The 20,792-nt window shown below is 69.3% G+C and carries 16 protein-coding genes and 7 pseudogenes; 16 read left to right on the top strand and 7 right to left on the bottom strand.

Annotated features, from left to right (window positions below):
* Positions 1-154: 154 nt before the first annotated feature.
* Positions 155-1,318, top strand: a complete 1,164-nt coding sequence (locus OOK07_RS41955; protein WP_266801800.1) for a serine hydrolase domain-containing protein — start codon at positions 155-157, stop codon at positions 1,316-1,318.
* Positions 1,319-1,375: 57 nt separating this feature from the next.
* Here OOK07_RS41955 and OOK07_RS41950 read toward each other — a convergent pair whose 3' ends face one another.
* Positions 1,376-1,582 carry a hypothetical protein gene (locus tag OOK07_RS41950; protein WP_266801799.1) on the bottom strand — a complete coding sequence of 69 codons (207 nt, stop codon included), beginning with the start codon at positions 1,580-1,582 and terminating at the stop codon, positions 1,376-1,378.
* A 676-nt stretch (positions 1,583-2,258) separates the two neighbouring features.
* On the opposite strand from OOK07_RS41950, the gene OOK07_RS41945 reads away from it, so the two are divergent.
* Positions 2,259-3,701, top strand: coding sequence for an NF041680 family putative transposase (locus OOK07_RS41945; RefSeq protein WP_323183051.1), 1,443 nt, complete (start codon positions 2,259-2,261; stop codon positions 3,699-3,701).
* Positions 3,702-3,907: 206 nt separating this feature from the next.
* Here the strand turns inward: OOK07_RS41945 and OOK07_RS41940 are convergent, their stop codons facing one another.
* From OOK07_RS41940 to OOK07_RS41930, 3 genes and pseudogenes are all read right to left on the bottom strand, one after another.
* Entirely contained in the window at positions 3,908-4,054 is a 147-nt protein-coding gene (locus OOK07_RS41940) for a hypothetical protein (RefSeq protein ID WP_181867906.1), read from the bottom strand.
* Positions 4,055-4,063: 9 nt separating this feature from the next.
* The gene (locus OOK07_RS41935) at positions 4,064-5,590 is read right to left on the bottom strand and encodes an alpha-N-arabinofuranosidase (protein ID WP_266801797.1); all 1,527 of its coding nucleotides are present in this window, start codon (positions 5,588-5,590) and stop codon (positions 4,064-4,066) included.
* A 319-nt stretch (positions 5,591-5,909) separates the two neighbouring features.
* Positions 5,910-6,488 (bottom strand): annotated as a pseudogene (locus OOK07_RS41930) (glycoside hydrolase family 3 N-terminal domain-containing protein); the annotation flags it as partial.
* Here OOK07_RS41930 and OOK07_RS41925 point away from each other — a divergent pair.
* Both OOK07_RS41925 and OOK07_RS41920 read left to right on the top strand, forming a co-directional pair.
* A complete protein-coding gene (locus OOK07_RS41925; protein WP_266802352.1) occupies positions 6,408-6,800 on the top strand; it encodes a hypothetical protein in 393 nt (130 codons plus the stop codon). The pseudogene OOK07_RS41930 and the gene OOK07_RS41925 overlap by 81 nt on opposite strands.
* A gap of 119 nt (positions 6,801-6,919) precedes the next feature.
* Positions 6,920-7,375, top strand: a pseudogene (locus tag OOK07_RS41920) (twin-arginine translocation signal domain-containing protein); the annotation flags it as partial.
* A 61-nt stretch (positions 7,376-7,436) separates the two neighbouring features.
* Here OOK07_RS41920 and OOK07_RS41915 read toward each other — a convergent pair.
* Positions 7,437-7,902 (bottom strand): annotated as a pseudogene (locus tag OOK07_RS41915) (integrase); the annotation flags it as partial.
* A gap of 27 nt (positions 7,903-7,929) precedes the next feature.
* On the opposite strand from OOK07_RS41915, the gene OOK07_RS41910 reads away from it, so the two are divergent.
* The 8 genes and pseudogenes from OOK07_RS41910 to OOK07_RS41880 form a co-directional block, all read left to right on the top strand.
* Positions 7,930-8,379 carry a hypothetical protein gene (locus OOK07_RS41910; protein ID WP_266801796.1) on the top strand — a complete coding sequence of 150 codons (450 nt, stop codon included), beginning with the start codon at positions 7,930-7,932 and terminating at the stop codon, positions 8,377-8,379.
* Positions 8,380-8,669: 290 nt separating this feature from the next.
* Positions 8,670-8,747 (top strand): annotated as a pseudogene (locus OOK07_RS43925) (LacI family DNA-binding transcriptional regulator); the annotation flags it as partial.
* A 62-nt stretch (positions 8,748-8,809) separates the two neighbouring features.
* Positions 8,810-9,007, top strand: a pseudogene (locus OOK07_RS43920) (LacI family transcriptional regulator); the annotation flags it as partial.
* A 369-nt stretch (positions 9,008-9,376) separates the two neighbouring features.
* Complete coding sequence (locus OOK07_RS41900) at positions 9,377-9,505, top strand: hypothetical protein (RefSeq protein WP_266801795.1); 129 nt, start codon at positions 9,377-9,379, stop codon at positions 9,503-9,505.
* Positions 9,502-10,164, top strand: a complete 663-nt coding sequence (locus OOK07_RS41895; RefSeq protein ID WP_266801794.1) for a ThuA domain-containing protein — start codon at positions 9,502-9,504, stop codon at positions 10,162-10,164. Before OOK07_RS41900 ends, OOK07_RS41895 begins: the two co-directional genes overlap by 4 nt.
* A complete protein-coding gene (locus OOK07_RS41890; RefSeq protein WP_266801793.1) occupies positions 10,149-11,291 on the top strand; it encodes a Gfo/Idh/MocA family protein in 1,143 nt (380 codons plus the stop codon). The genes OOK07_RS41895 and OOK07_RS41890 overlap by 16 nt, the downstream gene beginning before the upstream one ends.
* 27 nt (positions 11,292-11,318) lie before the next feature.
* On the top strand, positions 11,319-13,451 hold the full coding sequence (locus tag OOK07_RS41885) for an alpha-galactosidase (protein ID WP_266801792.1): 2,133 nt from the start codon (positions 11,319-11,321) through the stop codon (positions 13,449-13,451).
* Positions 13,452-13,846: 395 nt separating this feature from the next.
* A pseudogene (locus OOK07_RS41880) lies at positions 13,847-14,575 on the top strand (IS701 family transposase); the annotation flags it as partial.
* A gap of 38 nt (positions 14,576-14,613) precedes the next feature.
* Here OOK07_RS41880 and OOK07_RS41875 read toward each other — a convergent pair.
* A pseudogene (locus OOK07_RS41875) lies at positions 14,614-15,006 on the bottom strand (transposase family protein); the annotation flags it as partial.
* A gap of 404 nt (positions 15,007-15,410) precedes the next feature.
* Here OOK07_RS41875 and OOK07_RS41870 point away from each other — a divergent pair.
* The 4 genes from OOK07_RS41870 (at position 15,411) to OOK07_RS41855 (ending at position 19,668) form a co-directional block, all read left to right on the top strand.
* On the top strand, positions 15,411-17,030 hold the full coding sequence (locus OOK07_RS41870; RefSeq protein ID WP_266794579.1) for an ISAzo13 family transposase: 1,620 nt from the start codon (positions 15,411-15,413) through the stop codon (positions 17,028-17,030).
* 83 nt (positions 17,031-17,113) lie between these two features.
* On the top strand, positions 17,114-17,353 hold the full coding sequence (locus OOK07_RS41865) for a hypothetical protein (RefSeq protein ID WP_266801791.1): 240 nt from the start codon (positions 17,114-17,116) through the stop codon (positions 17,351-17,353).
* Between the two features lie 237 nt (positions 17,354-17,590).
* On the top strand, positions 17,591-18,634 hold the full coding sequence (locus tag OOK07_RS41860; protein ID WP_266801790.1) for a substrate-binding domain-containing protein: 1,044 nt from the start codon (positions 17,591-17,593) through the stop codon (positions 18,632-18,634).
* A complete protein-coding gene (locus tag OOK07_RS41855; protein WP_266801789.1) occupies positions 18,631-19,668 on the top strand; it encodes a LacI family DNA-binding transcriptional regulator in 1,038 nt (345 codons plus the stop codon). Before OOK07_RS41860 ends, OOK07_RS41855 begins: the two co-directional genes overlap by 4 nt.
* Before the next feature lie 74 nt (positions 19,669-19,742).
* Here OOK07_RS41855 and OOK07_RS41850 read toward each other — a convergent pair whose 3' ends face one another.
* The gene (locus OOK07_RS41850; RefSeq protein ID WP_266801788.1) at positions 19,743-20,750 is read right to left on the bottom strand and encodes a LacI family DNA-binding transcriptional regulator; all 1,008 of its coding nucleotides are present in this window, start codon (positions 20,748-20,750) and stop codon (positions 19,743-19,745) included.
* Positions 20,751-20,792: the final 42 nt, after the last annotated feature.

Raw genomic sequence — 20,792 nt, 5'->3', positions numbered from 1 at the left:
TTCCCTGTGACCCTTCGTATAGTTCCTGGTCATCCGCATGCCGGCGGGGACCGGGGGTTTGCCCCATGGGCTTCGGCGGGTCAGCCCCATCGTGGGGGCAGGACGGGAGTCCTAGCGTGGGTGCCTGATGCCCCTACGCAGAGGGAGACTCGGTATGCGTATACGGACCTGCCGCCGAACCGCCGCCTTGTCGGCCGCCACCGTGCTGGCTGGAATCGTGTTGGCCTCGGACCCGGCGGACGCATCCCAGGCAGGAGGGCTGCATGCTCAGGTGGACTCGGTGCAGCGGACCGGGACGGTCGGGGTGCTGGCCGAAGTGGCCGGACGGAACGCGCGCGAGCAGGCTACGGCCGGACTCTCGGATACCGCCGCGGGCACGCCGGTAGAGACAGGCGACCGGTTCCGAATCGGCAGCGCGACCAAGGCATTCACCGCCACGGTGCTCCTCCAACTCGTCGGCGAGGGGCAGCTCACCCTTGACGACACGGTTGAGCGGTGGCTGCCCGGGGTGGTTGACGGCAACGGCAACGACGGCTCCCGGATCACTGTCCGGCAGCTGCTGCAGCACACCAGCGGACTGTTCAACTACACGTCGGACTTCCCGGAGATGGACACCAAGGAGAACTTCCTCGCCCAGCGGTACACCACCTGGACCAGCGGGCAGCTCGTGGCCATCGCCATGCGCCATGCCCCGGATTTTGCACCCGGAACCAGGTGGGAGTATTCCAATACCAACTACATCCTGGCCGGGATGATCATCGAACGGATCACCGGGCGGAGTTGGCAGGACGAGGTCGAGCAACGGATCAGCGCGCCGCTGGGCCTGCACCGCACCATCGCGCCAGGCACGTCGCCGCGTATCCCGGGGCCGCGCATGCACGGCTACACCAACTTCGGCTCGGGCGAGGCGATCGACGCAACGGCGTTCAATCCGACCGCAGCCGGTGCGGCCGGGGCGGTCGTCAGCACCACCGGTGACCTGGTCCGCTTCTGGTCCGCGCTGATCGGCGGCAGGCTGCTTCCACCGGATCAGCTCGCCGAAATGCAGTCAACCGTCCCGGCCCCGGCCCTGGCCGAGGAGTGGCCCGGTGCCCGCTATGGCCTCGGCATGATGTGGATCCCGCTGAGCTGCGGCGGCGGCTACTGGGGCCACGGCGGCGACATGCCCGGTTACACCACTCGTGACGGCTCCACCCCCGACGGGCACCGCACCGCAGTGGTGGCGGTCAGCGGCGACGGCACCCCGGACGGGCTGGCCACCGACCACGCGATGGACAGGCTCATCGACCACCAGCTCTGCGCCGCCGGCAACGGTTGAGGGATCGGCCGGCCAGACTCATTCCGTCACCTGACGCGCAGCATTTCGTCGGTTCCCCTAGATCTGCAACGAGGCATCGACTCCGCCCAGGTCCTCGCCGGCGGCCGGATGCGCGCCGCCGTTCGGCTGCATCGGCTCGATCTCCAGCGCGTGGTCCCCGATGGTGAACTGGATGCGCTGCATCTGCCCGACCAGCTCCCGGTCGGCGCCGATGAACTGCTCGTTGCGCTCGCGGGTTATGTGGCCGATCACGGCGGTGGGCATGACGCCTCACGATCCCTCAAGGGGCAAGGGCCCGGCAGACCGGACCACCGGAGACAACACCCCGGCCCAACTCCCGCCAGAGTCAACCCACTTCGAGATCCAACACCAGCAATGACAGCAACTGACCATTCGAAAGCAAATCGGACACATGAACCGTTCGCGGAAGCGTTCATCCGGACGCTTGGACGAACGGCTCCTTCCGAACCACCCACGCTCTCCGACGGCACTTCGCCGAGCAGTACACCGCGTTGCTGCGGTGATCCACCCCGGCCACCCAGACCGCCCCGCACACCCGGCACACCCGCCGGCCCTCGTCCCTCTCCAGTGCGGCCGTACGAAGCTTCACCCGCCGCAGTCTGCGCCACTGCCTGGAACGACACACCCCCGAACAGAACACCGCCCGCGGCCCGGCATCCGGCCTCAGCCAGTCACCGCAACCCGGACAACGCCGTCTCCGTACAGGCCCGTTGATCTCGGCCACCAACCCAGACTAGACCCGCCCAAAGATCCATATGTGAGGTTTAGAAACGGGCACTCACCTTGTTCTTTTTCTTCCGGTCTCGAACGGTGTCTCGAACTGGGTCGCTCACCTGGGGATTCACCGGACGTGGGGGCGGCCTTCGTCTGATCCTGTGCTCCGACCAAGGTGCACGTGACCAAGAAGAAGGCCGTGAGGGTGAGTCTGCTGCCTGATGCTGTCCGGAGGGAAGCGTTCGCGGAAGCGTCACGCTTCCGGGGCGAGTTCCACGAGTGTCTGACCGCTCGGCGCGACGAGTTGTTCGAACTCACCGACGCGGTGCTGTGTGCGGAGGGGGCGGTGAAGTCCCCGGTGGATCTGACGCTGCTGCCCGAGCATCGTCGTGGGCATGGAGCGATGTACGGCGGTCTGAACCACGGCCGGATCGACATCGGCCGGCTGCGGACCGTGCTGGCCCGGCTGTCGCTGCCACGTTTCGACGGCGGGCGCCTGGTCCTTGCCGTCGATGTCTCGCCGTGGCTCCGTTCGGACGCGCCGTGCTCGGCCGAGCGGCTGTTCTGCCACGTATACGGCCGCGCGAAGACGGCGTCGCAGTTCATTCCGGGCTGGCCCTACTCCTTCGTGGCCGTGCTGGAGCCGGGCGCCACGTCCAGGACCGCGGTCCAGGACGTGGCCCGGCTCGGCCCGGCGGACGACGCGACCGCGATCACCGCCGCTCAACTGCGGGGCGTCGTGGAGCGGCTCGTCACCGCGGGCCAGTGGCAGACCGGGGACCCGCATATCGTGATCGTCAGCGACGCCGGCTACGACGTCACCCGCCTGGCCTGGGTCCTGCGTGACCTGCCCGTCGAACTGGTCGGCAGAGTGCGGTCCGACCGGGTCATGCGGTTGCCGAAGCCGCCCCGCCGACCGGGGACAAGTGGCCGGCCACCCAAGCACGGCCCGGAGTTCCGCTTCACCAAGCCGGAGACGCGGCCCGAGCCCGCGATCACCACGGTCACGGACACCAGCAACTACGGCAAGGCCGAAACCCAGGCGTGGGACCGGGTCCACCCCCGGCTCACCCACCGCTCCTCATGGCTCGACCACGACGGCGAACTGCCCTTGGTCGAGGGCACGTTGATCCGACTGAAGGTCGAGCACCTGTCGAAGGACCGGGACGCCCCGCCGGTGTGGTTATGGTCCTCGAAGACCGGTGCGACCCCGGACGACGTGGACCGTTTCTGGCAGGCATTTCTCCGCCGCTTCGACCTGGAGCACACCTTCCGCTTCGCGAAACAGACCCTCGGCTGGACCACCCCGAAACTCCGTACTCCCGAGGCTGCGGACCGCTGGACCTGGCTCCTGATCGTCGCCCACACCCAGCTCCGGCTCGCCCGGCCCCTCGCCGAAGACCTCCGCCGGCCCTGGGAGAAACCCGCCACCCTCTACCGGCTCACCCCGGCCCGGGTCCGACGGGGGTTCAGGAACATCCGCGCCCACCTCGCCTGCCCGACCCGAGTTCCCAAACCCAGAGGCGCAGGCCCCGGACGGCCACCCGGCGCCAAGAACAAACACCGGGCACCCCGCTACGACGTCGGCAAGACCGTCAAACGCCCGGAGACCCTCAAGGCCATCGGCAAGCCTGGAAGATCTTGGTAGATAAAGAACAAGGCCCGGCGCCGAGGCGGCCGTGCCGGTGGCCGTGGTGTGCAGGACGGCGTGCTGCGGGTTGGCCGGGTGCAACGGAGCCTCAGCCGACACGGCGACCGCCCCGGCGGCGCCCTCCCGCTCCCGTACCTCCCACGCGGTCAGGGCATGCCAATCAAGCCGGTCGGCGCGGCTGTACGCGAAGGAACGGTGCTGGATCAGCTCGGCGTACAGGCCGCCGTCCGCCGCATGGCTGAGGTCCTCGAAGAACGCCCCGAAGGGTCGGGCGAGATGGCGGTGCCGGACGCCACGGTGTCGCCGTGGATCACCGTCCCCACGGCGATGTCGGGCGTCCGGCTCGTCATGACGGCTCCTCAGTGCGCGCGGGCCACGGGGGCCTGGACGGTGACGAACGAGTGGGGAGGCAGCGTCAGAACGAGCCCCTGACCTGTTGGCTTCACGCCGTCGAACGGGCGCGGAACCACCGCCTCGGGCGAGTCCGGGGAATTGTGGACCTGGAGTCTGTCCGCGCTCAGCAGACGAGCGGTCGGCTCGCCGACCGCTCCCCCGCGCAGGTCGAGTGTCACCTCGACCGGTTCCTCGGCGTCCAGATTGGACACTGAGATCAGCACCGCGCCGTCCTTGATGCTGGCCGAGGCGGACAGCGTGTCGAGCTCGGCGTCCCCCACCCGGCGCCGGGCATCCTCGGTGCGCAGGTGCACGGCGAGTGAGGTGGCGTCCTGGTGGCCCTTGTTCATCTCGAAGACGTGGTAGGTGGGGGTGAGGACCAGCGCGTCGCCGTCGGTGAGGATCATGGCCTGCAGGACGTTGACGGTCTGCGCGATGTTCGCCATGTACAGGCGTGCCGCGTGCTTGTGGAAGATGTCGAAGTGGGTGCTGGCCACCAGCGCGTCGCGCATGGTGTTCTGCTGGAACAGGAAGCCCGGGTTGGTACCCGGTTCCACGTCCCACCAGGTGCCCCACTCGTCCAGGACCAGGCCGACCCTGCGGCCAGGGTCGTAGATGTCCATGACGGTGGAGTGGCCGCTGAGGATACGGTCGATCCGCTGGGCCGAGGCCATGGTGCGGTAGTAGTCGTCGGTGTCGAAGTCGGTGGCGCTGCCCTTCGCCTCCCAAGTGCCGGGCACCGTGTAGTGGTGGACGGATATGCCCTGGAAGAAAGTGCGCGGGGTGGCCTCGCAGCCGAAGCAGTTGATCTGCTCCATCAGGGTGCGGGTCCACTTGTAGTCGTCGCCGGTCGCGCCCGAGGCGATGCGGTACAGCTTGTTGTCGCCGTGGTCGCGGCAGTACGTGGCGTACTGCCGGGCCAGATCTGCGGAGTACTCGGCGCGCATGTTGCCGCCACAGCCCCACGTCTCGTTGCCGATGCCCCAGAACTTCACGTGCCACGGCTGGTCGCGGCCGTTGGCCCTGCGCAGCCTGGCCATGGGGCTGTCGCCGTCTCGGGTCAGATACTCGACCCACTCGCTCATCTCCTGCACGGTGCCGGAGCCGACGTTGCCGCTGATGTAGGGCTCGGTGCCCAGGAGTTCACACAGCGCCATGAACTCGTGGGTGCCGAAGTGGTTGTTCTCCTCGACGTCGCCCCAGTGGGTGTTGACCATCCGGGGGCGCCGGTCGCGGGGGCCGATGCCGTCCTTCCAGTGGTACTCGTCGGCGAAACAGCCGCCGGGCCAGCGGAGGTTGGGGATGTTCAGGGCACGCAGCGCCTGGACGACGTCAAGGCGGATGCCGCCCTCGTTCGGGATCGTCGAGTCCTCCCCGACCCAGAAGCCGCCGTAGATGCAGCGGCCGAGGTGCTCGGCAAAGTGACCATAGAGATGTCGGCTGATCGTCGGGCCCTCGATGTCGAGGTCGACGATGGCGGTAACGGTGGACATGGAGGCTCCAAGGGGCTCGGGAGAATTCTGTATCGGTAAGAGAGTTGGGGGGGGTACCTGGAGGGGAGGCCGTCAAGAGACCCGGGTGAAGGGAGGCTGCGCACCTCCCCGTACGGAGCCTTCGAGACAGCTGTCGAGGAACTGGTGGACGCGACCGACCCGCTCGTTGCCGGTGTCAAAGGTGTGCGGTCGGCCCCTTCGTCGCCTGCGGAAGACGCCGGGGCCGGGCGCCGGCGGTTACAGAGCCGCGGCCTCCTCGGTGGTGAGGAAGCGGAGGCTGTGAACATGCTCGTTGGCGAACATGGGCACGCCGTCCGAGGCGCAGGTACGGCGAGACATGGTTCGGCCGCCCGTTGACGAGGTTGTACGCGGGCATCACCCCGGCCACGGCGCCGGCCTCGACGGGGCGGCGGAAGGCGCGCATGTCGTACTCGTGGAGGACCCTCGGCCGTACCGAGGAGGACGAAGTCGACCTGTCCGTCTCGTTGTTGTGGGCCGGCCAGTGCTTGAGGACGGGGGCCGTCATCCAGTACGCCGGTCGTCGCCGCGTAGGCCGCGGGTGTACGCCGTGGCGATCGCCGCCGTCAGGTGCGGGTCCTCGGCGTAGCCCTCCTCGTTCCTGCCCCACAGCGGGTGCCGCAGCAGACTGACCGTCGGCGCCCACACGTTGAGCCCCACCCGGTCGTCGCGTGCGCGCATCGCCCGCGTCTCTTGGGCGACGGCGTCGCCGACCCGGCGGACGAGGCCGCCGTTCCAGGTCGCGCCGAGGCCGACCGCCTGCGGGAAGACCGCCGCCGGGCCCCATCCAGGGCACACCGTGCAGTGCCTCCTGCCCGGTGCGGAAGGCGGCGAGACCGAGACGGTCCACCGCGGGGGTGAACTGGTGCAGGAATGCGATGCGTTCGTCGAGTGTGAGGTTGGAGAGGAGGTCGTCGACGCGCTGGTCCAGGGCGGCGGTGGGGTCGCGGAAGAGGGGCGGCGAGCTTTCGGTCACGTACTCAGATCCCTTGAGGAGGAGAAGCAGGATGCGAAGCAGGGAGAAGACCTGGAGGTCGAGCTGGAGGTGGTGCGGGAGCAGATGAGTCGAGGTTCGAAGCGCTTCGATGTTCCGTCGCCCCGACCCAGACGTCAAGGCGTTCACCCAAGCTCACGCAGACCCGCAGAAGACCCCGTCAACCTCCCACTCTCCTATGGTCTCAGGGAAAGTTGACGTGAGTCTTGTGGCCCCACAGGTGGTCCCTTGACCTCGCTGCGCTATCGAAGCGCTTCGAATCCTTGTACTCCTGCCCGCTGCTCGTTCCGCAGTGTCGCGCCACGAAGGGTTGAACAATGACGCCGAACTCGTCGCCGGTTCCCGGTCCCCGGGCCCCCAGCCGGAGAAGCTTTCTCGCCGCCGCCACTGTCGCCGCCGCGGCGGCCGCCGGTGGTGCCTCGTTCCTGACCGCCTGCGGAAGTTCCGACAGCGGTAAGCGGGAGGGGGCCACCTCGGACAAGGCGGCCAAGAAGCTGCTGCCGGCCTTCGTCGCCAGCTCGGTCGCTGAGCCGGACATCCCGGCGAAGAACGGCTCGGCCGCCGGGTTCACCAGCAAGGTCGATCCCGACGCGCTCACCACCTCGGTGCCGGACAAGCTGGGCACCGGCGCCCCGCTCAAGATCATGTCTCCCTTGTGGGGCGCGGCGCCCAAGGGGAACTGCGCGTACTACACGCAGCTCGACAAGATCGCGGGCACGGACATTACCTGGCAGAACCAGGACGGCAACACCTACGGCGAGAAGCTCGGCGCGGCGCCTCAAGGTAGTTGGGCCGCTCGATGCGGTACTTGAGCTTGCCGTCCTCCATGTTCCAGCTGACCCATGCTGCGGTGGGGTGGGCAGTGGTGCCGAGGACGCGGATGCGACGGGTGGCGTGCTCGATGACGGCGAGGATGTACTGGCGCTGTCCGGTCAGAGTGACGGTCTCAATGAAGTCGCAGGCCAGTTGAGCGTCGGCCTGGGAGCGCAGGAAGTCGGCCCAAGTGATGGCGGCCCGGTCGGCGCTGGGTCGATGCCCTCGGAGGTGAGGATCTCCCGAACGGTGGAGGCGGCGACTTTGATGCCGAGGGTGGCGAGTTCGCCGTGCACCCTGCGATACCCCCACGATGCATTCTCACGGACCAGACGCAGGACCAGTCTGCGGATCGAGCGGACCGTGGGTGGTCGGCCCGGCTTCTTCGGCCGGCAGGTGCGGCGTGACGCCGCTTGGTCAGGTCGCGGTGCCAGCGCAGCACGGTGTCGGGCCGGACCGGTATCCGGAGTCGACGCTCCTGCCGCACCGTCGATGACGCTCCTGATCTGCATGGATGACATTTTCGGACGCCGCCCCCAAGGGCGAGAAGGGCGCCGTGCTGCGGCGTGAGCGCCTGTACGACTCCCACGTGAAGGAGTGGCGGGCCGCGCGGGACGCCGGAGTTCTGGGCGCGCTGGCCGACCGCCGCACCACGGTGTGCGTCCGAAGCGGGCGCCGGAGGCCGCCGAGGTCGAGCGGCTCAAGCGGAAGATCGCCCGGCTGGAGAAGGAGGTGGAGAAGCGGGACGCCGCGCTGGACGTGCTGGGAAAAGGGGTCAAGCTCTTGGACTGCTCTCCGAGAGCGAGGACTGAAGGACCTCTTCGAGCCCCATCTCGCCGAGCTGGTCGAGGAGTTGAAGGATCACGTCGGCATCGGCGCCGCGTGCCGGCTGACCGGCCGCTCGCGCGCCATCCACCACCGCTTCCGTTGCAGCAGGTCGTCGACGCGCTTCACCTGCGGGTGAGCGGGATCGCGGAACGGCGGCCGGCCGGCGTCGGGCAGGAAGGCAGAACCCGCGGGAGAGACCCCTCAACGAGTGGGACAGGAAAACAGTGGTGAAGCGCTTCGACGCTGTCATCGCCCCTGATCAGGTGTCAATGCCCGAGATGAAGAAGGTTTCTTTTAGTCCAACCCCTTGTTTCGCTGGAAAGACCTCATTAACTTGCATCGCGAAGTGAAGCGCTTCGACACTCTCGCGCTCTCCCTCGGGGGAAGGGCCGCCCCGGCCGACAGGAAGGAAGCCGAGACACCACCATGGTGACCATCGCCGACGTGGCCCGGCGCGCGGGCGTCTCGACCAGCACCGTAAGTTACGTGCTCAACGGCAGGACCTCAGTGTCCGACGCGCCCCGGCGCCGTGTGCAGCGCTCCGTGGCCGAACTCGGCTACCACCGGCTCCCGGGATCTACGAACGGCACGCCGGGTACGCCGAACGCACCCTTGCAGGGTTCGCCGAGCGGGCCGGACAGCGCGGCCTGCGCTTCCTGCACCGCCCCTGCGAGGGCACGTACGAGAGCACCGCCCAGGCACTCGACCGCATCTTCGCCGAGCGGCCGGGAACCACCGGGTTCGTCGTGCAGGACGAGGGGGCGACCTGCGTGTCGGGACCGTCCAGGGAACTGGGCCGGGACACCACCCGTGGTTTCAGCACCCACGAGCCAACTCCCCCGACGGCATCGCTCAAGGGGTTGATGTTATCCACGGGGCTCCTATCATTTTGATGCTCGACGTTTCGACCATAGTTCGTAATATCGAACAGCGCGGAGCGTTCCCTTTTGCGCTCCCCCACCCCCTGACGCGCCGACTTCCACACCGCCATCTCCTGGGAGCTCTCCCGGACTTCCTGGCGCCCCCACGGCATCCGCACTTGAGGAGACACCATGGTCACCCACGGAACGTCACGCTCGCATCCACCAAGTACCCTGCAACAAAGGCGATTTGAGCTGTCAGGACGAAGAAGCGTGACAGCCCCCCTCAGCACCGTGCCCGGCCGCGATCTGGCCCACGCGTTCGCCATATGGCTCGTGCCCGCCGTTACCCAGGCTCCCGTGGACGTGGACCTGACCGATGCCCCCGGGAGCAGCCTGTGACGTCTGTCAAGCAGGCCTTGGTCGTCCGCGGGGGCTGGGACGGGCACGTCCCCGTGGCCGCCACCGACCGCTACGTCACGGCACTCAAGGCGGACGGCTACGCAGTGACCGTCTCCGGCACGCTCGACAGCTACCTCGACGAGGAGCTGCTGGCCGCCACGGACCTGGTAGTGCAGTGCTGGACGATGGGCGAGATCACCGGCCCGCAGGCGGAGGGCCTGAGCCGGGCCGTCCGGGCGGGGACCGGTCTGGCCGGCTGGCACGGAGGCATCGTCGACGCGTTCCGCGCCGAGACCCGCTATCAGATAATGACGGGCGGCCAGTTCGTGCACCACGCACGGGAGTTCACGACCTTCGAGGTGCGTCCGGTGCCGGGAAAGGACGATCATCCGGTGCTGGTCGGGATCGCACCCTTCACCGTCACCACCGAGCAGTACTACCTGCACGTGGATCCTGCGATCGAGGTACTCGCCGTCGCCGGGTACGGCCCCGATCCCGACCATCCCGAACTCGTCGGCACGCCGGTGCCGGTCACCTGGACCAAGCACTGGGGCGCGGGCCGGGTGTTCGTCACCACCCTCGGACACAACTACGCCGACCTGGAGGTTCCCGAGGTCGACACGATGATCCGGAAGGGCATGGCATGGGCGACCCGTTGACGGAACGCCCCACAGCCCTGCGGATCGGGCTGGTCGGCGCCGGACAGATCAGCGGCGCCTATCTGCGCACCCTCCCCACGCTGGCGAATCTGAGGGTCACGGCCGTCGCCGACCTGGACGCGGCCCGCGCCCGCGCCGTCGCGGCCACCGTCCCCGGCGCCCGCGCCCCGACCGTCAAAGAGCTGTGCGCGGCCGACGACGTCGACCTCGTCCTCAACCTGACCGTCCCCGCCGCCCACGCCGAGGTCGCCCATGCCGCGATCGCCGCGGGCAAACACGTCTACGGCGAGAAGCCCCTGGCCGCGACCACGGCTGAGGCCCGATCCGTCCTCGACGCGGCCGAAGCGGCGGGGGTACGGGTGGGCTGCGCGCCGGACACCGTCCTGGGCACGGGCGTGCAGACCGCCCGCGCGGTGCTGGACGGCGGGGAACTCGGCACACCCGTCGCCGCGACCGCCTTCATGACGGTCCCCGGCCCTGAACTCTGGCACCCGGCACCGGAGTTCTACTACCGGCCGGGCGGCGGCCCGCTGTTCGACATGGGGCCGTACTACCTCACCGCGCTCGTCACCCTGCTCGGTCCGGTGCGCAAGGTGGTCGGCATGACCTCCGCCTCGCGGTCCGAGCGCACCGTCGGCCACGGTCCGCGCGCGGGCACCACATTCCCGGTGGAGGTGGCCACGCACGTCACCGGCGTTCTGGAGCACGCGAGCGGGGCGCTGTCGACGCTGGTGATGTCGTTCGACGTCTGGGCAGCGGGCCTGCCGCACATCGAGATCTACGGAACGGAAGGCTCACTGTCCGTCCCCGACCCCAACCACTTCGACGGCCCGGTGCGCCTCTTCCTGGCCGACGCGGAGACCAAGGACTGGGAGGACGTCCCCGTGCGGGGCGGCTACCCGGGCGCCGAGCGCGGCTACGGCATCGCCGACCTGGCAGCCGCCCACGCCTCCGACACCCCGCACCGCGCGGACGGCTGCCTCGCCTATCACGTCCTGGAGGTCATGGAGGCGCTGCTCGTCGCGGCCGAAGCCGGACAGCCGGTCCACATCACCAGCACCCCCGTGCGGCCGGCTGCCGTACCGGCGCAGGCGGGCCGGGCGTTCGCCGCGCACACCGGCCGCTGACACCGAAGAAGCGAAGGAACACTCATCATGATCGACACCCGCGTCCTCCTCGACTGGGGCCACGACGCCTTGCGCCTGATCATCGACGCCGACCAGGACGGCCGTCCGCGACTCCGTCACCTGGGCGCCCCCGATGCCGTGCCCAGGCTGGCCGGTTCGAGGGAGTCGCTGCCTCTGGTCGGGTCCGTCGTGGGCGCCCAGGGCCCGGACTCGTCGAGCCGGCGCCTGGTCGACAGTGTCGGTGAACGGCTGCGCTACCTCAGCCACGACGCCCGGCGCGACGGGGACTGGCACCAGCTGACCGTCCGCCTGCACGACCCCGAGACGGACCTCGCCGCCGACGTGGTCTACCGCTCGCCCGACGGCATCCCGGTCCTGCGTGCACACGTGGAGCTGCGCAACGGGGGGAGTAACCCGCTCGACCTGGAGTCGGTCACCTCCCTTGTCCTCGGTGTCCTCACCATGGACCCGGCGCAGTTGGTGACCGCGGACCTGCTGTGGGCGGAGAGCGACTGGATGGACGAGCACCGCTGGCAGCGGCGCCCGTTGCGCGAGGCCGTCCCGGACATCAGCGGCCGCGTCCACCAGTCCTACCGCACGGGGACGTTGACCATCGCCGGGAAGGGTTCCTGCTCCAGCGGCGGTCATCTGCCGATGGGCGCGCTGAGCGACCGCACGTCGGGTTGTACGTGGCTGTGGCAGCTGGAGACCAACGGCGGTGGCTGGCAGTGGGATTGCGGGGAGAACATGGACACGGGATTCCTGTCCCTGTCCGGCCCCACCAGTGTCCGGCACGGCTGGTCGCACCGTCTTGAGCCGGGGGCGAGCTTCACCACCATTCCCGTCGCGCTCGCTCTCGCCGAGACCGGCGGCATCGACGGGGCGTTCGCCGCGCTCACCAGCTACCGGCGGGCGATCCGCCGCCCGCACCCCGACCACCAGCACCTTCCCGTCATCTTCAACGACTACATGAACTGCCTGATGGGCGACCCGACCACGGCCCGCCTGCTGCCGCACATCGACGCCGCCGCCGAGGCGGGCGCCGAGTATTTCGTCATCGACGCCGGCTGGTACGACGACGGGGACGGCGGCTGGTGGACCACCGTCGGCGCGTGGGAGCCTGCCCCCTCCCGCTTTCCCGGCGAGGGCGGCCTGGGGGAGGTCATGGACCGGATCCGGGAGCGCGGCATGGTGCCGGGACTGTGGCTGGAACCCGAAGTGGTGGGCGTGCACAGCCCGATCGCCGACACCCTGCCCGACGAGGCGTTCTTCCACCGCCACGGCGCCCGCGTCAACGCGAACGGCCGCTTCCACCTCGACCTGCGCCACCCCGCCGCCCGCGCCCACCTGGACGAGGTGGTGGACCGGCTCGTCGCCGACTTCGGCGTCGGCTACTTCAAGCTCGACTACAACGTGGACGCGGGTTCCGGCACCAGCAGTCACCCCGGTGAGGCCCCGGCGGACGGCCTGCTCGGCCACAACCGCGCCTTCCTCGACTGGCTGGACGGCGTGTTGGACCGCCACCCGGGCCTCGTCCTGGAGAGCTGCGCCTCCGGCGGCAAGCGCGCCGATTACGCCCTTCTCTCGCGCGTCCAGCTGCACTCCACCAGCGACCAGCAGAACCTGGAGTTGTACGCCCCGATCGCGGCGGCCGCACCCACCGCGGTCACGCCGGAACAAGGGGCGGTGTGGGCCTACCCGCTGCCCGACGACTCCCTCGACGAGGTCGCCTTCACCATGGCCAGCGCCCTCCTCGGCCGCATCCACCTCTCCGGCCTCCTCCCCGAACTCGCCCCCGATGCCCTCACGTTGGCGCACGAGGCGGTCGCCGTCCACAAGACGATCCGCGGTGACCTGGCCACCGCCGTCCCCGCCTGGCCGCTGGGCCTCCCCGGCTGGTACGACCCGTGGATCGCCCTGGCTCTGCACACACCCGACACCACGTACGTCACCGTGTGGCGCCGTCCCGGTGACGACTCCGACGAGTCGGCCGTTCTCCCGTTCCCGACCCTTCGCGGCGCCCGGGTCGGCGTCGACGTGCTGTACCCCTCCACCACCAAGGCGCAAGCCACGTGGGACCCGGAGGCCGCGACGCTCGACGTCTCCCTCCCGTCGGCCCCTTCGGCGGTGCTGCTCCGTCTCTCCACCCGCCCGGAGTGAACCGACAGAACAAATAACGACGGCTCCGCACCGGGGAGGTGCGGAGCCATTCATTCACGGTACGGACAGGGGGACGCGGGACAGCGCCCCCGGTCAGGACCGCCGCGACGACGACCGCGACGGTCGCAAGGGAATCCGCAGCTCCTGGCGCTGCTGCTGCTCGGCGGTGAGCCACAACGCCGATGCTTCGGCCCAGCCCCGGCCCGGCTCGACCAGCCGGGCGCGTACAACGCGACGGACCGGGCGCCCGGGGTAGTCGTCCACCGGGCGGCCGACGGGCAAAGTCCGTTCGCCTCGTCCCAGCGCAGCTCGGTGCGGGTGCCGGCGCCCTGCTCGTAGTCCTGTAGCCGCCCCACCACCGAGACCGAGGAACACCCTCATGCCACAGCGCCCCGACACCACCCCACGGGGCGCGGGCCCTGCGGGAGGACTGTCTGCGACGGCTCGTAAAACAGCGGGCCCAGGCGCGCGTTCCCGAGGACGTCGGGCACCGGGAGAAATGGCTGCTAGCCCTGGACATCCTTGACGAACTCGCCGCCTGGGACCTGACCCCACGGGTGATCGTGGCCGATGCCGCGTACGGAACCAACGCACGATTCCGGACTGCGCTCGACGAGCGGGGTCTGCACTATGTGCTGTCCGTCCGTTCCGATATCACGGCCCATCCTTTCACCGCGACCCCCACAGCACCGCCCCGTAAAGGGATCAACGGCTGCTGGCCGCAACCCCGCTACCGCCAGCCCGCGCCCTCGTTGGCCGCTCACGCGGCCGGCCTGGGATGCGGGGCGTTCACCAAAGTGACGTGGCGGCAGGGGACCCGCGGGCCGATGCGTTCCCGCTTCGCCGCGATCCGCGTCCGGCCGGCAGGTAAAGCCATCGAGCGGCCCCTCAAATCCCGGGCCTCCTCGGAGCTGGGCTGGTGGGACGGCGTGCTGCCCGATCTGTGGCTCCTTGCTGAGTGGCCTGACAGCGCCGAGGCTCCCACCGATTATTGGCTCTCGAACCTGCCCGCTGACACCGCCCTCACTGAACTGGCCCGCCGGGCCAAGGCGCGCTGGCGCATCGAGCACGACTACCGCGAACTCAAGCACGGCCTGGGCCTGGACCATTTCAAGGGACGGTCCTGCCAGGAGCCCGCACGGCTCATGTGGGAACCGGGCGTTTATCCGGCGAGGTTGAGGTTGTGCAGGCGGGCGATACCCAACATGGCGTGATGGACGCCGTCGCCCTTGAGGCGGCAGTCGCGGAGGATCTTCCATGTCTTCATCCGGGCGAAGACGTGCTCGACGCGGGCCCGGACCTGCTTGTGCGAGCGGTTGTGCTCCTGCTTCCACTCGGACAACTCCTCGCCCGGGGTTCGGCGGTGGGGCATCAGGAGCCCGGTGCCCGGATAGCCGCCGTCAGCCATCGTCAGGGTCTTGCCCACGGCGGCCTTCGCGCCGGATTCCGCCCACGCCTTGCAGTCGCTGCGGTTGCCGGGCAGGGGTTTGCCGATCACGACGACCAGGAGGGTGTCGGCGTCGATGACGACCTGGTGATTGGTGGAGTAGCGGTAGCCTCAGGCATCGGATGCCTCAGGACTGCGGCGCACCTGAGCAGTGATGATTCCGAGGCTGGAGGATGGAACACCACCGGGCCGGGCAGAGCAGCGACCAGTTCGGTCCACACGGTGGGATCGGCCTCCACAGGCTTGTCGGCGATCAGGTGCTCAAGAGAGCCCACGAGCGACGTCTGGCCTCCTGGCGAAGTCATCAGTATGAACCCACCACCCCCTCATGGACGGCACGAAGATCAGTTACGGGACAGCCCTTAAGGGCTCGCAGAAGAACAACATGCGGGCGCGTGGCGCGCTGACCTGCGAGGTCAAGTCTCAAAACCCGCGAGTTACTTCTCTGCACGCCCTTAGGGCTTGCAGATCATCAAGGTGTTGCTTCCCGTTCCGTGGCTCGTTGATGTGGTATGCGCATTCCGGACGAGATCTGTGCCCAAGTCACCATGAAGTTCGGGGTGTTGTTCCCGCATCTGGATGAGCGGCAACGACGGCTGCTCATGGCCGCAGAGGCCCGTGCGCTGGGACACGGTGGCGTTCGGGCCGTCGCGCGGTCGGCCTCGGTGAGTGAGACCACGGTCCGCAAGGGCGTGTCCGAGTTGGAGGCCGGCGAGGAGCCTCTGGGACGGGTGCGGCGGCCGGGCGGAGGCCGCAAGAGGGTCGCAGATCTCGATCCGGGGCTACGGCCGGCTCTCCTGGCGCTTGTCGAGCCGGACGAGCGAGGCGATCCGATGTCGCCGCTGCGGTGGACGGTGAAGTCGACCCGCACGTTGGCGCAAGAGCTCTCCCGGACCGGTCACAAAGTCAGTGCGAACACCGTCGCGGACCTGCTGCGGGAGGAAGGCTTCAGTCTGCAGGCCAACGCCAAGACCATCGAGGGAAGCCAACATCCCGATCGAGATGCCCAGTTCCGCTATCTCAACGAGCAGGCCCGTGATCACCGGGACGCTGGCCAGCCGGTAATCAGTGTGGACACCAAGAAGAAGGAGCTCGTCGGCGAGTTCAAGAACAACGGCCGCCAGTGGCGGCCTGCGGCTGATCCGGCGCCGGTGAACGTCCATGACTTCGCCGACCCCCAGCTGGGCAAGGCCGTCCCGTACGGGATCTACGACCTTGCGGCGAACACCGGCTGGGTCAACGTGGGCACTGATCACGACACCGCCGCATTCGCGGTGGAATCGATCCGCCGCTGGTGGTGCGGCCAGGGCCGGGCTGCCTACCCGCAGGCGACGCGACTGCTCATCACCGCCGACGCGGGCGGCTCGAACGGCTACCGCACCCGGGCCTGGAAGCTCGAACTCGCCCGGCTCGCGGCCGAAACAGGACTGACGATCACCGTGTGCCACCTGCCGCCGGGCACATCGAAGTGGAACAAGATCGAGCACCGGCTCTTCTCGCACATCACCATGAACTGGCGCGGCCGCCCGCTGACCAGCCATGAAGTCATTGTCCAGTCCATCGCCGCGACCACCACCCGCACCGGACTGCGTGTCATGGCCGAGTTGGACACCAACGTCTACCCCACCGGAGTCCAGGTCGGCGACGCGGAGATGGCGTCCCTGCCACTGACCCGACACGCCTTCCACGGCGACTGGAACTATGCCCTGCACCCCCAGCCCTGCCCAGCACCCCGGGCTTCGCACAAACCGGCCCCGGAGTGGGACCCCGCTTTCCTGTCTGACCCCGCGCTGACCGGCATGTCCCGGCAGCAACTGAGCGATCTCACCAACACTTTGGCCCTCCACGGCGACGTCAAGCGCGGCCGCCCGCCCCGGCTCGCCTTCCCCGACCAGGTCCTGGCAGCCGTCCTTCACCTGCGGGCTGCCCTGGCCGCAGAGCCCCTCGCCGTGCTGTTCGACAGCAGCCGGACCGCTATGCACCGCACCCTGCTGAAGATCAGGACGCTTCTGCAGGCGCACAGCATCGTCATCCCGCCGGCGGCCACTCCGCCCTCTGCCCTCGCTGCGCTCCAGGCTCGGGTTCGAGCCCTGAGTAGCGACACCAGCAGCATGATCAAGACAACGCGTTAATGATCTGCAAGCCCTTAGCCAACCCGTAGCCAAGGTCCAACACCGCAGGCGACACCGCCACCCTGAGCTTCAAGGGCAGCTACGTGGCACTGAACTCCACGGCCTACAACGGTCAGGGCATCATGAGCGTCTCCGTCGACGGCGGCGCGGCCACCTCCGTGGACCTGTACCGCAACTCCACCCAGGGGATGAACGCACCGGTGTTCACCGCCGACGGACTCGACCCGACCTCGAACCACACCCTCAAGGTCACCGTCACCGGAACCAAGAACCCTTCATCACAGGGAAATTGGGCCTCGCTGGTCGACGCGATCATCGCCTAGCAGCCGAGTAGGCACACCCGCGCGCCGGGCCCGGTCCACGGGTCCGGCGCGCGGGTGTGCGCAGCAGGAGGGCGCGCCGGCCCTCGAAGCCTGCCGAAAGGTCCCGCCCAGGCGAACCAATCCCCGCCCGGTGCCGTGAAGTGCCACAATGTCCCCGGCAGGCAGGCCGCCCCTCGGCCGGGCCTGTCCGGCAAGGGCGGCGGTCGTGGACGCACCGGCGTGAACCAGGAGGCGAATGTGACGGACAAAGGCGAGGGCGAGGACCTGGCCGCTCCGGGCGACACCCTGAACTCCATCACGATCGCCTGCATGACCGATCCCGCCGACCTCCCGGCTCCGCAGCCGCCGACGCCGTCGGACGACCACCACGCCCTGCCGGAGCGCACCCGCGCCTGCGTGGAGGAGCTGCTGCGGCACCACGGCGCCGACCAGCCGGGTGACAACAGCGAGCTCGTCGAGCTGGTCTTCCACGAGCTGACGAACATGTGGAGCGAGGAGGTCCTGCACGGCATCGAAGCCGTCGCGCGGGAGCAGCAGGTCGGACTTGTGGTGAGCGGATTCGCGGCCCGTTCCGGTGAGCTGCTGCCCCTGCGCGCCGGAGCCCCCTGCCTGTCGGTGCGGCCCCTCCCGGCCTCGGCGCTCGAGCGGCTGACGGCACGGGGCATCTCCTTCGTCGTCTACGACCCGATCACCGAGCTGTCGCAGGGCACGCCCTATGTCGGCGCCACGAACTTCCGCGGCGGCCAAGCGGCGACGCGGCACCTGCTGGGGCTCGGGCACCGCCGCATCGCCATGATCAACGGTCCTGACCACCCCTACTGTGTGGCCCGGCAGGCCGGCCACCTCGCCGCGCTGGCCGAGGCCGGCCTGTCCCCGGAGCCCGGGCTGACGCCCTGGACGCCCATCACCTTCGAGGACGGCCATGCGACCGCACGGCAGCTGCTCTCGCTCCCCGACCCGCCGACCGCGGTCTTGGCCGCTTCCGACATGCAGGCGCTCGGCGTCTACCAGGCCGCCAGGGAGCTGGGGCTGTCCATTCCCGGCGATCTGAGCGTCGTAGGCTTTGACGATCTGCCGGTCGCGGCGCTGCTCGATCCTCCGCTGACCACGGTGCACCAGCCGCTGCGGGAGATGGCAGCCACCGCCGCCGGCCTGGCGCTCGCGCTGGGCCGGGGCGGGGAACTGCCCCAGACCGGGGTGGAGATCGCCACCGCACTGGTGGTCCGCCAGAGCACCGCGCCTCCCCGGCAGCACGGCGGCACGACGAACGGGACGGCATGAAGGCGACGGACGACCGGGCGGAAGCGGGCGCGGAAGCGGGCGCGGAGCCGGGTGCCGTCACGATCGCGTACATCGCGGAATCGGCGGGCGTCTCCATTCCGACCGTGTCCAAGGTGCTCAACCGGCGCGGCGGCGTCTCGGACAAGACCCGCGCGCGCGTCGAGGAACTCATCACCCTCCACGGCTACCGCAAGCCGGTCGGCAACCGCAGCAACGTCGTGGAGCTGGTCTTCCGTGAGCTCGACAGCCTGTGGGCGGTTGAGGTCATCCGCGGGGTTGAGCGGGCAGCGCGCAAGCACCGGGCCGTGGTGATGGTCGCCGAGGTCCGCGGTGACGGCCCACCGGGGCGCTCGATCGAGGAGACAGCCGGCCGCAGGCCGAACTGCGTCCTGGCGGTGAACCGGCTCTCGCCGGAGGAACGCGAGCAGTTGACCGCGGCGGGCATTCCCTTCGTCATCATCGATCCGCTCGACGACCTCCCCGACGAGGTTCCGTTCGTGGGTTCCACCGGCTTCCGCGGCGGGCAGGCCGCGATGCGGCACCTGCTGGACCTGGGGCACCGCCGCATCGCCATGATCATCGGCACCGGCCAGCCCGTCATCGTGCCCCGGCAGTCGGGCTTCCTCGCGGCGCTCGCCCAGGACGGACTGACGCCCGATCCCGAGCTGCTGGCCGTTTCCCCCTTCACCCGCGAGGGCGGCCGGGCCGCCGCGCTCGAGCTGCTCGCCCTCCCCGAGCGGCCCACCGCCTTCGTCACCGTCTCCGACCCGCAGGCGCTCGGCGTCTACCAGGCCGCCGGAGAACTCGGGCTGTCCGTCCCCCGCGACCTGAGCGTGGTCGGCTTCGACGACCTGCCGATCGCCTCATGGGCCGAGCCGCCGCTGACCACGGTGCACCAGCCCCTCAACGAGATGGCAGCCGCCGCGACCGAACTGGCGCTCGCCCTCGGCCGTCGCGAGGAGGTCCAGCAGGGCGGCACCGAGATCGCCACGACCCTCACCGTCCGCGGCAGCACGGCCCGGCCGAAGCGCTGAGCATGTCGTAGTGGTCCTCCCAGCCAAACCTGATGGCCGGTCAGCAGCTCTGTGTCGGGCAGGCGGCTGCCGGGTCAGCCGCCGGTCGACTCCCGTACCACCAGGGAGAAGTGGCTGACGAACTCCTCCCGGTCCTGCGGGAGCTCGGCCTGGCCGATCCTCCGGGCGAGGAGCGCGACCGCCCGCTCGGCCATGGCGCCGTGATCCGGATCGATGGTGGACAGTGAGGGGACGAGGAACTCGCTGCTCTCGACGTTGTCGAAGCCGATCACCTTGACCTGCTCGGGGACCTGCACCTCGACGTCGGCGAGGCCGCGCTGCACGCCCATCGCCAGGGTGTCCGTCACGCAGAACGCACCGTCGAAGCCGAGCCCGCTCTCCACCATCTCCCGGGCGCGCTGTGCACCCGCCCGCATCGTGAACGCTTCCATGCTCTGGGTCAGAGCGGGATCCACCCGCAGACCGGCATCCTCCAGTGCCTGCCGGTATCCGGTGTGGCGCAGGCTGGACACGTCCACCTCTTCACCCACCGGCCCGCACAGGATCGCGATGCGCCGGCAGCCCCGATCGATCAGATGGCGCGTGGCCGCCCTCGATGCGTCGACATTGGGCATGGCGACGTGGTCCACCGGGCCTCCGATGATCAGCTCACCAAGGATGACCACCGGGTAGTCGACGTTGAGCCACTCGGCATGGGCCGAGCCCATGCCCACGGGGCTGAGGAGGAGTCCGTCGTACAGCCGGTTGCGTGAGAGGGACAGCGCCGCCAGTTCGTTCTCGCGCAGCGCACCGGTCTGCTCGATGCTCACCCGCAGGTCGTACCGCACGGCCGCGGCGACGATGGCGGCAGCCAACTCGCCGTAGTACGCACTGTTGACCCCCGGAATGGCGAGACCGATGGTGCCGGTCCGGCCCTTGCGCAGGTTGCGGGCTGCCAGATTGACGCGGTAGTCGAGCCGGGCCATCGCCTCGAGGACCTTCTCCCGCGTCGCCCTGCGCACGTTCGGGTGATCATTGATGACATTGGAGACGGTCATCGCCGAGACCCCGGCGGCCTTCGCCACGTCCTGGATGGTTGCCACGTCTACCCTCGGTCGATGGTGGGCGCAGACGCCCGCGGCGTG

Source organism: Streptomyces sp. NBC_00078 (assembly GCF_026343335.1).
Taxonomy (GTDB): Bacteria; Actinomycetota; Actinomycetes; order Streptomycetales; family Streptomycetaceae; genus Streptomyces.
Note: the sequence above shows the minus strand (reverse complement) of the source record. Positions and strands in the feature narration are given on the sequence as shown.

Coding starts and splice junctions, on each gene's coding strand:
- OOK07_RS41955 (WP_266801800.1), top strand. CDS start 155: ATGCGTATACGGACCTGCCGCCGAACCGCCGCCTTGTCGGCCGCCACC.
- OOK07_RS41950 (WP_266801799.1), bottom strand. CDS start 1,582: ATGCCCACCGCCGTGATCGGCCACATAACCCGCGAGCGCAACGAGCAG.
- OOK07_RS41910 (WP_266801796.1), top strand. CDS start 7,930: ATGACATTTTCGGACGCCGCCCCCAAGGGCGAGAAGGGCGCCGTGCTG.
- OOK07_RS41885 (WP_266801792.1), top strand. CDS start 11,319: ATGATCGACACCCGCGTCCTCCTCGACTGGGGCCACGACGCCTTGCGC.
- OOK07_RS41940 (WP_181867906.1), bottom strand. CDS start 4,054: ATGACGAGCCGGACGCCCGACATCGCCGTGGGGACGGTGATCCACGGC.
- OOK07_RS41855 (WP_266801789.1), top strand. CDS start 18,631: ATGAAGGCGACGGACGACCGGGCGGAAGCGGGCGCGGAAGCGGGCGCG.
- OOK07_RS41870 (WP_266794579.1), top strand. CDS start 15,411: ATGCGCATTCCGGACGAGATCTGTGCCCAAGTCACCATGAAGTTCGGG.
- OOK07_RS41890 (WP_266801793.1), top strand. CDS start 10,149: ATGGGCGACCCGTTGACGGAACGCCCCACAGCCCTGCGGATCGGGCTG.
- OOK07_RS41935 (WP_266801797.1), bottom strand. CDS start 5,590: ATGTCCACCGTTACCGCCATCGTCGACCTCGACATCGAGGGCCCGACG.